General features: G+C 29.4%; 13 protein-coding genes and 3 tRNA genes. 12 read left to right on the top strand and 4 right to left on the bottom strand.

What is annotated here, in order from left to right:
• Nucleotides 1–2 precede the first annotated feature (2 nt).
• Nucleotides 3–1,070 (top strand): alanine/ornithine racemase family PLP-dependent enzyme, encoded by a 1,068-nt coding sequence (locus XO11_RS06665; RefSeq protein ID WP_175418398.1) that lies wholly within the window; start codon nt 3–5, stop codon nt 1,068–1,070.
• Nucleotides 1,071–1,102: 32 nt separating this feature from the next.
• Here XO11_RS06665 and XO11_RS06660 read toward each other — a convergent pair whose 3' ends face one another.
• Nucleotides 1,103–3,673: a hypothetical protein gene (locus XO11_RS06660; protein ID WP_175418397.1), complete on the bottom strand. Its 2,571-nt coding sequence runs from the start codon at nt 3,671–3,673 to the stop codon at nt 1,103–1,105.
• 161 nt (nt 3,674–3,834) lie between these two features.
• Here XO11_RS06660 and rimO point away from each other — a divergent pair, with 161 nt between their 5' ends.
• The 9 genes from rimO to XO11_RS06615 all read left to right on the top strand — a co-directional run bounded on the left by rimO (nt 3,835) and on the right by XO11_RS06615 (nt 12,517).
• Nucleotides 3,835–5,139 (top strand): 30S ribosomal protein S12 methylthiotransferase RimO, encoded by a 1,305-nt coding sequence (rimO, locus tag XO11_RS06655; protein ID WP_014296839.1) that lies wholly within the window; start codon nt 3,835–3,837, stop codon nt 5,137–5,139.
• A complete protein-coding gene (gene pgsA / locus XO11_RS06650; protein WP_014296838.1) occupies nt 5,136–5,687 on the top strand; it encodes a CDP-diacylglycerol--glycerol-3-phosphate 3-phosphatidyltransferase in 552 nt (183 codons plus the stop codon). Before rimO ends, pgsA begins: the two co-directional genes overlap by 4 nt.
• Nucleotides 5,674–6,264 (top strand): RNA 2',3'-cyclic phosphodiesterase, encoded by a 591-nt coding sequence (gene thpR / locus XO11_RS06645; protein WP_014296837.1) that lies wholly within the window; start codon nt 5,674–5,676, stop codon nt 6,262–6,264. Before pgsA ends, thpR begins: the two co-directional genes overlap by 14 nt.
• Complete coding sequence (gene recA / locus XO11_RS06640) at nt 6,257–7,408, top strand: recombinase RecA (protein WP_014296836.1); 1,152 nt, start codon at nt 6,257–6,259, stop codon at nt 7,406–7,408. Before thpR ends, recA begins: the two co-directional genes overlap by 8 nt.
• Nucleotides 7,389–7,859, top strand: coding sequence for a regulatory protein RecX (locus tag XO11_RS06635; RefSeq protein ID WP_014296835.1), 471 nt, complete (start codon nt 7,389–7,391; stop codon nt 7,857–7,859). The genes recA and XO11_RS06635 overlap by 20 nt, the downstream gene beginning before the upstream one ends.
• Before the next feature lies 1 nt (nt 7,860).
• A complete protein-coding gene (rny, locus tag XO11_RS06630; RefSeq protein WP_014296834.1) occupies nt 7,861–9,432 on the top strand; it encodes a ribonuclease Y in 1,572 nt (523 codons plus the stop codon).
• 51 nt (nt 9,433–9,483) lie between these two features.
• Complete coding sequence (locus XO11_RS06625) at nt 9,484–10,929, top strand: clostripain-related cysteine peptidase (RefSeq protein ID WP_041638546.1); 1,446 nt, start codon at nt 9,484–9,486, stop codon at nt 10,927–10,929.
• An 87-nt stretch (nt 10,930–11,016) separates the two neighbouring features.
• Nucleotides 11,017–12,018, top strand: a complete 1,002-nt coding sequence (locus tag XO11_RS06620; RefSeq protein WP_014296832.1) for a rod shape-determining protein — start codon at nt 11,017–11,019, stop codon at nt 12,016–12,018.
• A 22-nt stretch (nt 12,019–12,040) separates the two neighbouring features.
• Nucleotides 12,041–12,517, top strand: coding sequence for a metallophosphoesterase (locus XO11_RS06615; protein WP_175418396.1), 477 nt, complete (start codon nt 12,041–12,043; stop codon nt 12,515–12,517).
• Between the two features lie 505 nt (nt 12,518–13,022).
• On the opposite strand, the gene XO11_RS06610 is transcribed toward XO11_RS06615, so the two are convergent.
• The 3 genes from XO11_RS06610 to XO11_RS06600 all read right to left on the bottom strand — a co-directional run bounded on the left by XO11_RS06610 (nt 13,023) and on the right by XO11_RS06600 (nt 13,291).
• Nucleotides 13,023–13,097 (bottom strand) — tRNA-Gly (locus tag XO11_RS06610).
• 13 nt (nt 13,098–13,110) lie between these two features.
• A tRNA-Leu gene (locus XO11_RS06605) sits at nt 13,111–13,196 on the bottom strand.
• A gap of 19 nt (nt 13,197–13,215) precedes the next feature.
• Nucleotides 13,216–13,291, bottom strand: a tRNA-Lys gene (locus XO11_RS06600).
• Nucleotides 13,292–13,562: 271 nt separating this feature from the next.
• On the opposite strand from XO11_RS06600, the gene XO11_RS06595 reads away from it, so the two are divergent.
• Together XO11_RS06595 and XO11_RS06590 are read left to right on the top strand one after the other, a co-directional pair.
• On the top strand, nt 13,563–14,426 hold the full coding sequence (locus tag XO11_RS06595; protein ID WP_175418395.1) for an ABC transporter ATP-binding protein: 864 nt from the start codon (nt 13,563–13,565) through the stop codon (nt 14,424–14,426).
• 4 nt (nt 14,427–14,430) lie between these two features.
• Nucleotides 14,431–15,237: an ABC transporter permease subunit gene (locus XO11_RS06590; RefSeq protein WP_075780631.1), complete on the top strand. Its 807-nt coding sequence runs from the start codon at nt 14,431–14,433 to the stop codon at nt 15,235–15,237.
• Nucleotides 15,238–15,244: the final 7 nt, after the last annotated feature.

Here is a 15,244-nt window from a genome sequence, read left to right as displayed (position 1 = left end):
TTGTGTATCCTGTAGTTCATATTTATCCTGAAAAAATAAAGGAAAATGCTCTAAACATCAAAAAAATTTTTGAAGAAAGAGGAATTTCATTTACTGCTGTTACAAAAGTTACCGCCGGAAATATTGATGTAGCAAATGCTTTAATAGAAGCTGGCGTTAAATCAATTGGGGATTCAAGAATACAAAATATAATTGATATGAAAAATGCCGGTATTGATGCAGAATATATGCTCTTAAGAATTCCTATGAAAGACGAAATAGAACTGTTGGTTAAATATGTTGACGTTACACTTGTTTCTGAAATAGAAACAGTAAAATGGATAAATGTTGCAGCTGAAAAAGCTGGAAAAATACAGGATATAATCTATATGGTTGATGTTGGTGATTTAAGAGAAGGCGTATGGTATGAAAATGCCGTAGAAGAAATATCTAAAGTCAAAGATTTTAAAAATATAAAACTCAAAGGTATAGGAACAAACCTTGGATGTTTTGGTGGAGTTTTACCTTCAAAAGAAAATATGACAACATTATTGAACATAAAAAAAGAGATTGAGGAAAAATTAAACATAAAAATTGAAATAGTGTCCGGTGGAAATACTGCAGCATTACCGCTTGTAGAGAAAAATCTATTGCCTGAAGGAATTAATCATTTCAGACTTGGCGAATCTATTATATGCGGAACCGATGTAACAAATAATAGAATTGTACCAGGAAACAATGTTGATACAATGATTTTAGAAGCACAAATTATAGAATTAAAGGATAAACCTTCAGTACCTGTTGGAGAAATAGGTTTTGATGCTTTTGGAAGAAAACCAGAATTTGAAGATAAAGGAATAAGAAAAAAAGCCATTCTGGCTATAGGTGAACAGGATATTATCGCAGATGGACTTATTCCTTTAGATGAAAAATTAGAAGTATTGCACGCAAGTAGCGACCATACCATCGTAGATGTAACTGATTCTGAAAAAGAATATAAGCTTGGAGACACTATAAAATTCAGAATGAGTTATGGATGTCTTTTAAAAGTAATGACAGGTAAATATGTTGAAAAAATAATCCATAAATAATTAAACCCCCGGGTATTTAGCCGGGGGTTTAATTAAAAAGAGTAGCTATATATTTTATTATCGCTTCCGTAAATAAATGTGGTATTAGAAATCCATTTTACAAAGGTTATATGTTCATAATCAGTAATATACTTCGCTATAGTTTCATTTGTATTTATATCCTTTATTAATATAAACTTTCCATCTGTAAATATTATCCTTCCATTATATATATCCAGCGAAATAATCTTTCTAAGTGAATGAGATATTATTTTCTCCATATTGCCTGTGAAAATATTATATATATATAAATTAGATTTTGTATCTTCAACAAGAAGTTTATCGCTGGAGTATGGAATTATTGTTTTTACTGGATAATAGGTTACAATTGTTCTATCGTATTCTGATTTATCGTTATAATGAATTATAATCCTGTTTGATGGCGAGGTTGTGAATCTTTTAAATTTGTCTTTTGAATAATATGAAATCATGGTTTTATTGTCAGGTATTCTTTTGATTTCTGAAATCAATCCCCAATTGCCATAGTATTTTTTTACTATTTTTTTATTTTTATAGTCATATTTTACTATTTCTCTGTTTTTATTTCCATAATAGATATAATTACCATCAAAGTCTGCAGATAATTGCAATTTCTGGTCTTCAAAGAGTTCTTTGCCATTTTTTAAGTCATATAGTCTAACTTCACCGTCATTACATGAAATAAATAAAATATCTTTTATTATTTTTAAATTTGAGATGTAATCGAACAATTCTATATTTAAGATTTCATTTCCATCTTTTTTTATTGATACTTCACAAAATTCACTTTCTATTATTTCATAATCTCCTATTTTCCAGTAATTATTTATATTGTCTTCTGCCTTAAAAAGTAATTTTTCGTTTTCGATATAATCTGGATAGTCCTTTAAGCTACGAATTTTTCTGTATAGTTCTTTATTTTCAGGTATTGTATAATCCAGAGCATAAAATCTTAAATATCCATCGATATTTTTTGCAAATAGATTTTTTGTAAGGTATCCTATTTCAGGATATGCAACCCTTCCAACATGCATAATATTCACGGTTTTAAATGTGTTTAAATCTATTTTCAGTATTTTACCGGAAAGATATAATACATACAGATAATTTTTGTTATTTGAAATCTGGCTGAGATAATCATTTTCTAAAAATAGTTCTTTTACTATTTTCAAAGTGTTTTTATCTAAAATGGTTATTTTATTAAATCCGGAGGTTACTATAATATAATTTTCTGCAGGAATTATATGCTTTATAAACCAGTCTGAGATTTTGATATTTTTTGTAATTTTATTGTTTTCAAAAGTAGATACTGTTCCATCTTCATTTCCAAGGAGTATTTTATTTCCAATTCTTTTTACAACATCGGTATTTATATTATCTATTATTTTCTGTAGTTTTCCTGTATTTAGGTTGTACTTATATATTTCATATCCAGTTGAAAACACAAATGTATTATCTAAAATATCTCCATTAATAACTGCAAATTTATTAATTGCTACCGGTATTTTATTCATTAAAATACCGGTATTTTTATTATATATATTTATAATTATATAATTTGTCAAATGATTATAGGTTATAACATAGTTATTATCAATATAGGATAGAAACTTTCCTTTGTATAGAGAATACTTTTTATTAAAAAGATCATATACTGCAATAGAATCATTAATTCTTCCAAATATTTGATTATTATGATTTAAACCCAGCTCACCTTTAAGATTATATATATTTTGAAGCTGAATATTTCCTATAATATAGTTTTCATAATATAAATAATAAAAGTAATTTGTGGCATATATACCATTAAATGAATTTCCCGGATAATTTTTTACCCATTTAATCCAATCGCTTATTAATTCATCAAAAGTTTTTCCGGAAACCTTTTCAATATTTGTAAAGTAATTTATGTAAAGATTTTTTATTTCATCAATTGTATAATGCTGCAACATATACTCAAAAAATGAAGAACCATATCTATATATATTATCGTTTTTTTCCAGTTCTTTTAATATTTTGTCTGGATTATCAAAATCAAGTTTTTTTCCGTATTTAAAAATAAATTTTAAATATGCAGTATTATATTCTGTGGTAAAATATTGAGGAATTGACTCAACGAGTATTTCAGAATGTATTTTATCCTTTTTATATTCCTCTTTATATTTTTCATATTCAAATTGTGCTTCAACAAAATGTATTAATTCATGACGTAAAGCCCAGCTGGTAGTATAAATGGTATTGCCACCGCTGTTTAATCCTCCAATATCCATTATATTTCGCATTTCAAAATCCTTTAATATATATACATTAGCTTTATTTTTCACATTTTTAATTTTAAAAAAATCAAATAATCTATCAAGATTTTGCTGTTCTCTTTTGGCTATTATTCTTGAATATCTGGCAAATTCGCTGTCCTTTTCAAAATGAAATATAATGTTTTTTGTTTCGATTTTGCACCAATGTTTATCAGCATAGTCTTTAAAATTGTTCAAAACAAAACGATTTTGGTCAATTTTCCCGTAATTAATAGAAAAGGATACAATAGCCAGAACTATTAAAAAAAATAAAAAAAAGAATCTTTTCAATATCCCCACCTCCATTGAAAATATCCACTAAGATTATAACAAAAATTTTCGAATAAAAAAAACTGTAACATTGTAAAAATTTCTTTATTTGTGAAACATCTTTTCCTGTAATGAAAAAATTATGTTATAATTAAATTTGAGAATAATTTTAGGAGGATTTTATGAGCAAAAAAATATATATTTTAACACTTGGCTGCCCCAAAAATGAGGCAGATATGGATGTTTTAAAGGGAGAATTTATAAAACGAGGATATGAAATAATAGATAATCCGCTAAAGGCGGATATAGCAATAATAGATACATGTGGATTTATAGAACCTGCAAAAGAAGAATCTATAAATGAAATATTTAATCTTGTTGCATTAAAAGAAGAAAATCCGGATTTAAAGGTCATTCCTATTGGCTGTCTTATTGAAAGATATTATGAAGACTTAAAAAAAGAATTAAAAGAAGTAGATGGTCTTATAGGTGTTGTTCCGCCTTCGTTAATTGCTGAAAATATAGATAAAGGTAATTTTTATTTTAAATTAGAACAGCCATATGATGTATATTCATGTGATTTTAGAGTTATTCCAGATAAACCATATGCATATATAAAAATAGCAGATGGATGTAATAGAAAATGCGCTTTTTGTTCTATACCATATTTTAAGGGGAATCCTTCAAGCAGGGAAATAGAAGATATCGTAAATGAAGCAAAATTCCTCATAAGTAAAGGAATAAAAGAAATAGTACTTGTATCCCAGGATAATACATTATATGGTGTGGATTTATATAAAAAACAGGCTTTACCAGAGCTTTTAAAAGCGCTTAACGAAATAGAAGGTGATTTCTGGATTAGGGTTATGTATTTACATCCAGATTTCATCAATGACGAAATTATAAATACTATACATCAACTGGATAAAGTTGTAAATTATTTTGATATTCCTTTGCAACATGGTTCAAATAATGTTTTAAAACGCATGGGAAGAATAAGAACGGTTGAACAATTAAAAGAAATTATACAAAAAATAAGAAAAAATTCAGATAGCATAATAAGAACAACATTTATAGTGGGTTTTCCTGGTGAAACGGATGAGGATTTTGAAAAATTAATTCAATTTGTTGATGAAATGGAATTTGATAGACTTGGAGCCTTTACATATTATGATGAAGAAGGGACACCTTCATATGCCTTTGATAAAAAAGTTAATGAAAAAACAAAAGAAATAAGACTTGAAGAACTTATGGAATTGCAAAAAGAAATCTCACTGGAAAAATTAGAACAATTTGAAGGAAAGAAATTAAAAGTGTTAATAGAAGAATTAGAGGATAATGTATATGTTGGAAGAACATATATGGATGCACCTGAAATTGATGGAAATATATTTGTATCCTCAAACAGAGAAATAAAAATTGGAGATTTTGTCGAAGTTGAAATAACCAATACATTTGAATATGATATGGAGGGCTTTACAGTATGAATCTCTGGACTGTTCCAAACATATTAACCTTTATACGAATAATAGCAACAATTCCAATGTTTATGATTACATATGACAAAAATCTCTATATAATAGCTTTTTTTGTGTATATATTAGTATCTTTAACAGATTTATTAGATGGATATATTGCGAGAAAATATAATCTTGTTAGTGATTTTGGAAAATTTATGGATCAGATAGCGGATAAAATATTAATAAATGCTTTGTTTATAGCCTTTCTGGATATTCATTTAATTCCAGGTTGGTTTGTGGCTATTATTATAGTTCGCGATATTTTCATTAGTGGATTGAGAATGTTTCTGGCAAATAAAAATATTGTAGTGGCTGCAGATATGTGGGGAAAATTAAAAACCTTTTCTCAGACTATCTTAATTGGTTCATTATACTTAAGCGTTCAGTTTTCATTTTTAAATAGTATAAATACATTTTTAATATGGATTACAGCTTTCTTTTCCATCTTTTCGGGATATAATTATCTGGTAAAAAACATAGCAGGATTTAAGGGGGAGGAAAATGGACAGAAATAAAAAAATCAGAACATTTATAGCAATAGAAGTAAATCAAAGTATTCAGGATATATTGAGAGATACAATTGTAAGATTGGAAAGAATGGGGTTTAAGGGAAACTGGACAAAACCCGAAAATATTCATTTAACCCTATATTTCCTTGGAGATACTCATATCACAAAAATAGCAGAAATCGCAAAAAGAATGGAAGAAAGAATAACCGGATTTCCAACATTTGCATTTGAAGTTAACAGGGTTGGATATTTTAAAAATAGGAATTTTCCACGTGTTGTATGGCTGGGAGTAGACGGTGGAAATACTCTAAAACAGTTACACAATGAGGTTATAAAATCCTTAAAATTATCAGGTATTCATGTTTCTGAAAGTGAAGAACAATTCCATCCACATCTTACAGTCGGTAGAATAAAAAAGGCACCAGAATTCTGGGAAAAGCTCATAGCGGTATTACCTGTAGAAAGAGTTCTGGTTCCAGTAAGTTCTGTTGGTATATATTCTTCAACATTAACCAAAAAGGGACCCATATATAAGAGGTTGTACACCATCGATTTTGAGGGAGGTTTGATTATTAATGGCTAAAAAGGCATCAAATAAAAAGAGCAGTGTCAGTTCAAACAAAGGTGTAAATAAAGAAGAAATGCTCGATAAACTCGTTAAAGAGTTAGAAAAAAATTATGGTCAGGGTTCTATAATGATCCTGGGAAAAGGTCTGGAAGATGAAAGAAAGCTGGATATAGTTCCAACAGGTGTATTATCTGTTGATATTGCTTTAGGTGTTGGTGGATATCCAAGAGGAAGAATTATCGAAATATACGGTAATGAATCAAGTGGTAAAACAACCCTTGCTCTTCATTCAATTGCTGAAGTTCAGAGAAGAGGCGGTATAGCAGCATTTATTGATGCTGAACACGCTCTTGATCTTGAATATGCAAAAAAGTTAGGAGTTGATCCTAACACTTTGATTCTTTCTCAACCAGATTTTGGAGAACAGGCACTTGAAATAGTAGATAGCATTGTTCGTTCAAATATCGTTGATCTTGTTGTTATAGACTCTGTTGCTGCTTTGGTTCCAAGGGCAGAAATAGAAGGTAATATGGGAGATTCACACGTCGGGCTTCAGGCAAGATTAATGTCTCAGGCATTGAGAAAACTTGCTGGAAGCGTTAATAAGTCAAAAACTATAGTTATTTTTATTAACCAGACACGTATGAAAATTGGTGTAGCCTATGGAAATCCGGAAACAACAGCAGGTGGTGTAGCTCTTAAATTCTATTCAACAATAAGAATGGAAGTAAGAAAAGGTACCACATTAAGAGAAGGTAAAGATGCATATGGTAACGAAGTAAACATCAAAGTTGTAAAAAACAAAGTGGCTCCGCCATTTAAAGAAGCAAAGGTTGATATGATCTATGGCCAGGGGTTAGCAAAAATCAATGATATTTTCAACATTGCTGTAAATCATGATATCGTAAAAAGAAGTGGAGCATGGTTCTCCTATACAGATTTAAATGGCAATGAAATTAGTCTGGGACAGGGTAAAATAAAATCTCTTGATTATTTAAAAGAAAATTCCTATTTACTTGATGAAATTGAATATCGAATAAGAAAAGAAATGGATTTACCAATTCCAGATGATTTAAAAGAAAAAGTGGAAAATCCATCTAACACCTTAGAAGAAGCAGAAGGAGAAGAAATTACAAATAATGAAGAAAAAGAAGATTGATCCTACAGATATTATGCAGGCAGAAAAAAAGGCTATTAGCTTATTAAAGTATCGAGCAAGATCAGAATATGAATTAAGAAAAAGACTGCTCGAAACAGGTTTTTATAAAGAAACCGTTGACGAGGTAATAGAAAAGCTCAAACGCTTTGATATGATTAATGATGAGCTATTTGCATATTATTATCTATATGATAAAATCACCTTTAATTACAAAGGACCATTTTTATTGAAAATGGAATTAATTTCAAAATATCATATAGAAGAAGAGATTATATATAAAGCTTTACAAAAAGTATTGGAAGAAATAAATTTGAAAGAAATAATTCGTGAGATAGTGAAAAAACAAAAAAGATTGGGAAAAGATTCAAGAAAGATAAAAGAGTATTTGTATAAAAGAGGATTTGAAATTTATCAAATAGAAGAAGTTTTGGCAGAAGATGGAGGTGAATAATATGGTAACGTTGTTATATACGTTAATCGTTATATTGGTAATTTTGGTATTTGTAGCATATAAAACAGGTATGACAAAAGGTTTAGAAAAAGGAAATAAAGAGTTTCTTGAAAAATTAAAATCTGAAAAAGAACAGTTAAAAATGGAAATTGAAATAGCTAAGAGAGAAAAAGATGAAATAATAAGAAATGCACAAAAAGAAGCAGACAACATAGTAAAATCAGCTCTCATTGAAAGTAAAGAAGAAATTCAAAAAATGAAAGAAGAATTCAACAGAGAAATAAAATTAGAAAAAGAAGAATTAAAATCAATGGAAGAACGTTTAATCAGAAGAGAAGAAATGATTGACAGAAAAGAGCAAAACCTTGAAGAATTAAAAAATAGATTAGACTCAGAAAAAGAAGAAATCTCAAAGCTAAAGGAAGAACTTGAAACAAAATTATATGAAATAGCGAATTTAACAATGGAAGAAGCAAGAGAAAAGGTGCTTAATGAAGCAAAAGAAAAATATGAATTAGAACTTGCTCAAACATATAAGGCAATGAAAGAAGAATATGAAGAAGATGCAAAGAAACATGCTCAGTGGGTAGTTAGCATAGCAGTTCAAAGATACGCTTCCGATGTAACATCTGAAATTACAACATCTACAGTTTCATTACCAACCGATGATATGAAAGGTAGAATTATAGGTAGAGAAGGTAGAAATATAAGGGCATTTGAAAAAATGACAGGCTGTGATTTAATTATTGATGATACACCAGAAGTAGTTGTAATATCAGGATTTAATCCATTAAGAAGAGAAATAGCAAAAAGAACGCTTGAAGCACTTGTTGTAGATGGAAGAATTCATCCAGCAAGAATTGAAGAAGTATATGAAAAAACAAAGAAAGAATTGGAAGATATAATAAAAGAAGCTGGTAAAGAAGCTGTAATGAGAGTTGGCATTAAACCATTACATCCAGAATTGGTAAAACTTTTGGGAAGATTAAAATTCAGAACAAGTTATGGTCAGGATGTTCTTGAACACTCAATTGAAGTTGCAAACTTCGCAGGATTAATGGCAGCAGAATTGGGACTTAATGTTGAATTAGCTAAAAGAGCAGCATTGTTGCACGATATAGGAAAAGCAATAGACCACGAAGTTGAAGGGTCACATGCTATAGTAGGTGGCCAGATCGCAAAGAGATATAATGAAAAATTAGAAGTAGTTAATGCAATACAATATCACCACAATGAAGTTGATCCTATGACACCTGAAGCTGTAATTGTTGGTGCTGCAGACGCTGTATCAGCTGCAAGACCAGGTGCAAGAAGAGAAACACTTGAAAACTATATTAGAAGAATTGAACAACTAGAAGAAATTGCAAAAGAATTTAGACATGTGGATAAAGCTTATGCTATTCAGGCTGGTAGAGAACTAAGAGTTATTGTTCAACCTGATAAAATTGATGATGCTCTTGCAGATAAACTTGCAAGGGATATTTCAGCTAAAATCGAAGAAACAATGGAATATCCTGGAGTTATAAAAGTTACTGTTATTCGAGAAAAAAGAAGCGTATCCTACGCATCATAAATTAAATGGCGGCAATTTTTGCCGCCATTTAATAGATTAGAGGTGTTAATTTTGAAATACAAACCCCAGATAACAAATATTCTTATATATATATTATTATTACTTACATTAAACTCATGCGTTTTTTTCCAGAAAGATTCTCCGCTAACAGAAAAAGAGTATATTGCTGGATATCCTTTAAGTCTCACATTTACAAGAAAAATAGAAAAAATCTATATTTATGATTCAAATGGAAAATTAATATACAAATATGAAGGAAATCCAATCCTTTCTTTAAAGCTTCCATATATAGTCAATAGCAATATTAAAGTGGAATTCTATGAAAGTGAATCAAATAGACATTATATCAATAATATAAATGTGATAAAACCAAAAATAGTTTTTCTCCTTTACGGTGGAGCTGATAACAATCTTGACTATATAGGCAATTCAGAAGATTACAAAGATCCGCTAACAAATAATCTCGATTATTTCTTCAATTATGATATTAATGAAATTAGAAATTCCATAAAAAAATCTACAACTCCAATTGTAACCATAATATTAGCAGACAGACAAAATATAGATGATTATTTCCTTTTCATAACCAATTTTAATGGTTACAAAGAACTGAAATTTTCAACAGAAAATTTTGGATATGAAAAAGAATTATCTTCAGCATCAGAAGATACTCTATATAAATTTATAAATGATTTTACCATAAAAGATTCTAATATAATAAAAATACTTGACATATGGGATCACGGAAATGGATGGAAAGATGAATCAAAAACATTAAAAAATGAAGCAATAAAACCAAAATTAATTGTTGATGATAATGGTTCATATCTTAAAATCAAAAACATACAAAATGTACTAAAAAAATACAAAAACACCTATAATCAAAAAATAAATATGCTTCTTTTTGATGCATGTAATATGATGAGTCTGGAAATTATGTATGAATTTAGAGATTTAACCGATTATTTCGTGGGGTCTGTATATTCTATTGCAGCATTTGGATTTTATTATAATTTTTTTCATGATTTAGATTTAAATAATCTGGAATATTCACTATTATATAATTTAATAGAAAACTACAGATATTATTATTCCTCAATATATCCATTAAAATACATATCACTGAGCGCAGTAAATCTAAATGAATTTAAAAATATATGGGACAAATTGGAATATACAAACAACATATCCGATACACAATTCTTATATAAAAACTCCGACAGTGCATATGTTTCAGAACCAACAGACATGATTGATATTATTAAACTTAAAATAGATAATGAAACTTTATCAAATTATATAAATAATGCTATTATAAATTCTATTGTAAAAATAAATGGAAATATATTGAATAATTACAGTGGAATAGGAATGATGTTTGAAGATATATTTAATAAAAGCCTTTATGATGATTATAAAGCTCTGGATTTCTACACCAACTATAAAAACTGGATAGAAACAACATGGAAAGCTATTATTCTGGAAAACGCAGATTAACAATATAACCCTTTAAATATGATATAATATCATATGTGGAAAAAGAATATAATATAAGAAAAGATAAAAATGCAGGAGGAAAAAAACATGGCAAAACATGATTTAGGAATAGACCTTGGTACAGCAACATTTATAGTATACAAAAAAAATGAAGGAGTTATAATAAATGAACCTTCAGTAGTGGCTGTTGACAAATTAACAAATACCATTACCGGTTTTGGCAGTGAAGTAAAAGCAATGGTTGGTAAAACACCATATGGTATTGAAATAATAAGACCTATGCAGGATGGAGTAATTGCATATCCATCATTAATTGAACAGTTATTAAGATATTTTATAAAACAGGCTAAAACAGGTTTTTTCCCTTCTAAACCAAACCTCGTTATAGGTATTCCAGCACGTACTACAGACGTTGAAAGAAGAGCTGTAAAAGATGCTGCAGAAAAAGTTGGAGCAAACAAAGCTTATCTTGTTTTAGAACCTATTATTGCTGCAATTGGAATTGGATTGGATATTACCAAGCCAAATGGACATTTAATAGTTGATATTGGCGGCGGAACAACCGATATAGCAGTAATCAGTCTTAGCGGTAGCGTTGTTTCGGAATCAATAAAATTCGCAGGAGAAATAATGGATCAGGAAATAATAAAATATGTAAAAAGAAAATACAAATTCTTAATTGGCGAATCCACAGCAGAATATCTAAAAAAAGAAATAGGTAAAGCACACAGAGATATTGAAACACTTGAATTAGAAGTAAGAGGACAGGATCTGGCTACAGGTATGCCATCTTCAAGAGTTATAAACTCCGATGATATATACGAAGCCATAGAAGATGTTTTAAATGATATAATTCAAAAAACAAAAAATGTCTTAGAAATTACTCCTCCAGAATTATCAGCAGATATATTAAAAAATGGAATATATTTAGCAGGTGGTGTTGCCAAATTAAGAGGTTTAGCTCAATTATTTGAAGAAAAAACAGGTGTTACCACAAATGTAGCTGAAGAACCTCAACTATGTGTTGCAAGAGGGGCAGGTATACTACTTGAAAATCCGGAATTATTATCAAAGGTTGCTGTAATTTAATGAAAATATAAGGGGTGAGGATATGTGGTTGGTAGTCTCTGATACACATGATAACATGCATAAAATGAAAGAAATAGAAAAGATAATAGAAAGAGAAAATATAACCGCTGTATTTCATTGCGGAGATTTTGTAGCACCATTTATTCTGCCATATATAATAAAAGAAAATATAGAATTTTATGGCGTTTTTGGAAATAATGACGGTGAAAAATTATTACTTTCTGAACGTTCAAATGGCAGAATATTACCTGGACCAAGAATTATTGAAGTTGAAAGTAAAAAAATTATGATGATGCATGAACCTTTTGCTCTTGAAGCAGCTGAAAAAAGTGGGTTATATGACTTCATATTCTTTGGACATACGCATGAAATTGTTCATCGAGTAACTGGAAAAAGTGTAATCGTAAATCCAGGAGAAGCCTCAGGATGGCTTACAGGAAGGGCAACAGTGGCGCTTGTTGATCCAAAGGACGGAGAAGTAAATATAATGGAGATATAAAAAAATTGTGGCGATTATGCCACAATTTTTTATATCTTTAATTAATATCCTTAATATCATTTTCTTTTAATTAAATAGAATTGGTGTTGATTGAGAAAAATAAAAACTCCCTCAAATGACTTGGTTGCTGATCCTCGAAATTTATCTTTGAAAGTAGAAAAATAATCTACAACCTGCAAGTATTCATTCACTTTTATTTTTTCAATCGTTTGTAACTTTACCTTGGACACTCTGCGAGCCTTCACTCGCTTTTATTTTTTCCAACTATCCTGTCATCACCGCTGCGGGAAATTCTTAGTTTTCATTCACATTATTTTTCTTTTTTCTCATTACATCTAACAGAACACTCTTTAAGCATTCATTCATCTTTTTATTTATATAGAAGAAAATAGTTAGAATAATGTGAGCGAAAACTTGAAAATTCCCGAAAAGAAATAAAAAAGAAGAAATATTAGAAAATAAATAAGGTAATAACAAAAAAGCTCCCAGATGGGAGCTTTTTGTATGGAGCGGAAAACGGGATTCGAACCCGCGACCCCCTGCTTGGCAAGCAGGTGCTCTACCACTGAGCTATTTCCGCTTGAGTATATATTTGGTGCGCGAGGTGGGACTTGAACCCACACGGGTAAATCCCACTGGATTCTAAGTCCAGCGCGTCTGCCAATTCCGCCACTCGCGCGTTGGCAGGTATAAAAAACTGGTGACCCGCCTGGGACTCGAACCCAGGGCCCCTTGATTAAAAGTCAAGTGCTCTACCGCCTGAGCTAGCGGGTCACGCTCAATCCAAGTATTATTATATATTATTTTTTTCAATTTGTCAAGTTAAGAAAAGTGTTTTTTGTTTAAGGTATGAAAAACATTGTGAAAATACCGTGTGAATTGATATATATTGACTTTTTTAAATTTTTATTCATACTGTCAAATTTGTGTAATCTAAAAGGTGTAGTATATAAATACCGACCGGTTGGTCTGATTTTTGCTGTAATTATTGTGAAATTATAAACATCAAAAATAAAATTATATTGGTTAAAAAGGGGGCATGAAGATGATTAAGGTCCATGGACTTAAAAAGTATTATGGAAAAAATAGAGGTATTGAAAAGGTTGATTTTGAAATTAAAGAAGGGGAAATATTGGGACTTATAGGGCCAAACGGTGCAGGTAAAACAACAACAATAAGAATTCTAACAGGATTTTTAACCCCGGACAGCGGAGAAGCTTTTATTGAAGATAAGAAAGTTCCCTTTGAGATTGATAAAATAAAAGAGAACTTAGGTTATATTCCTGGTGAGGTAAATTTTTATGGCGATATGAGGGTAAAGGAATTTCTTGAATTTAATAGATCATTTTATAAAAACATTGATATTAATTATGAAAAAGAAATAATAGAAACACTGAATATAGATGTAAACAAAAAAATTAAAAACCTTTCACTTGGTAATAAGAAAAAGATAGCGATTTTACAGGCTCTTGTGCATAAACCGAAATATTTAATTCTTGATGAACCAACCAGCGGATTGGACCCGCTTATCCAGCAGAGATTTTATTCTTTAATAAAAAAACATAAAGAAAATGGTGCTGTTATTCTCTTTTCATCTCATATTTTATCTGAAGTGGAAAAACTATGCGCCAGATTTACAATGATAAAGGATGGAACGGTTATAAAATCGGGAACAATAGAAGGATTAAAGGATATTTCGAAGAAAATAATAACTGTTTGGGATATAAAATTAGATGATAATTTGAAAAGATTTAAATATGAAAAGCAAAACAGTGAAAAAATTAATTTTTATGTAAAAACAGTGGAGCTTAAGGACTTTTTAAAAGTGCTTTTAAATTATGATTTTAAAGATATGGAAATTAAGAATCCGGATCTTGAAGATATATTCCTTGATTTTTACGGGGAGTGATATTATGGGATTAATAAAAAAAGAATTTAAGGATACTTTTAAAGGGTTAATTATATGGAATATTATATTTATTTTATTTTCTGGATTATATATACCCTTTACTGATAAAATGACTGAAAAATCAGATGTTATAAGCAGATTTTTTAATTCCATACCCAGAACATTTTTAAAAGCTTTTAATATATCAGATATGGAAATGTTTTTGAAACCAGAAGGTTTTTTTGGTTCAGAAGGTATGGCCATAGTTTTTATTTTTGCTGCAGTTTATTCAATTATGCTTGTATCAAAAAGTTTTGCCGGTGAATTCGATAACGGTACAATTGAATATTTATTAATAAAACCATATTCAAGAATTAAGATTTTTTTTAGCAAATTATTGGTTATGTTTTTTAATATTACTGTTATAGCTGCAATCTTCACAGTAACGATAGTATGGATGTTTAAATTTTTTGTTGCTTCTAATTATAACGTTGAAATATTATATGGCTTTGGTTTTTATACATATGTTGTTGAAATATTCTTTATTTCTTTTACATTATTTCTTTCTTTCACAATAAAAAAAGGGTCTCTGGTAAATTCCATTGCAATGGGAATTTTATTCCTTATGTATTTTGGTTATACATTGCTTGAAGATATAAAAGGTTTATCTTTTTTAAGTTATATCAGTGTATTTAAATACATTCCGCTTGTTGCTACAGTAAAAAATAATACTGTTTATTATCAAAACGGGATATTTATTATTCTCTTAAGTATTGTTTTATTAATAGTTTCCGCTTTATGGTTCAATAAAGAAGATATTTCTTTAGCGTAGGAGATGA

Source organism: Marinitoga sp. 1138, from assembly GCF_013363265.1.
GTDB classification, from domain to species: Bacteria; Thermotogota; Thermotogae; order Petrotogales; family Petrotogaceae; genus Marinitoga; species Marinitoga piezophila.
This window is presented reverse-complemented; position numbering and strand designations above follow the sequence as displayed.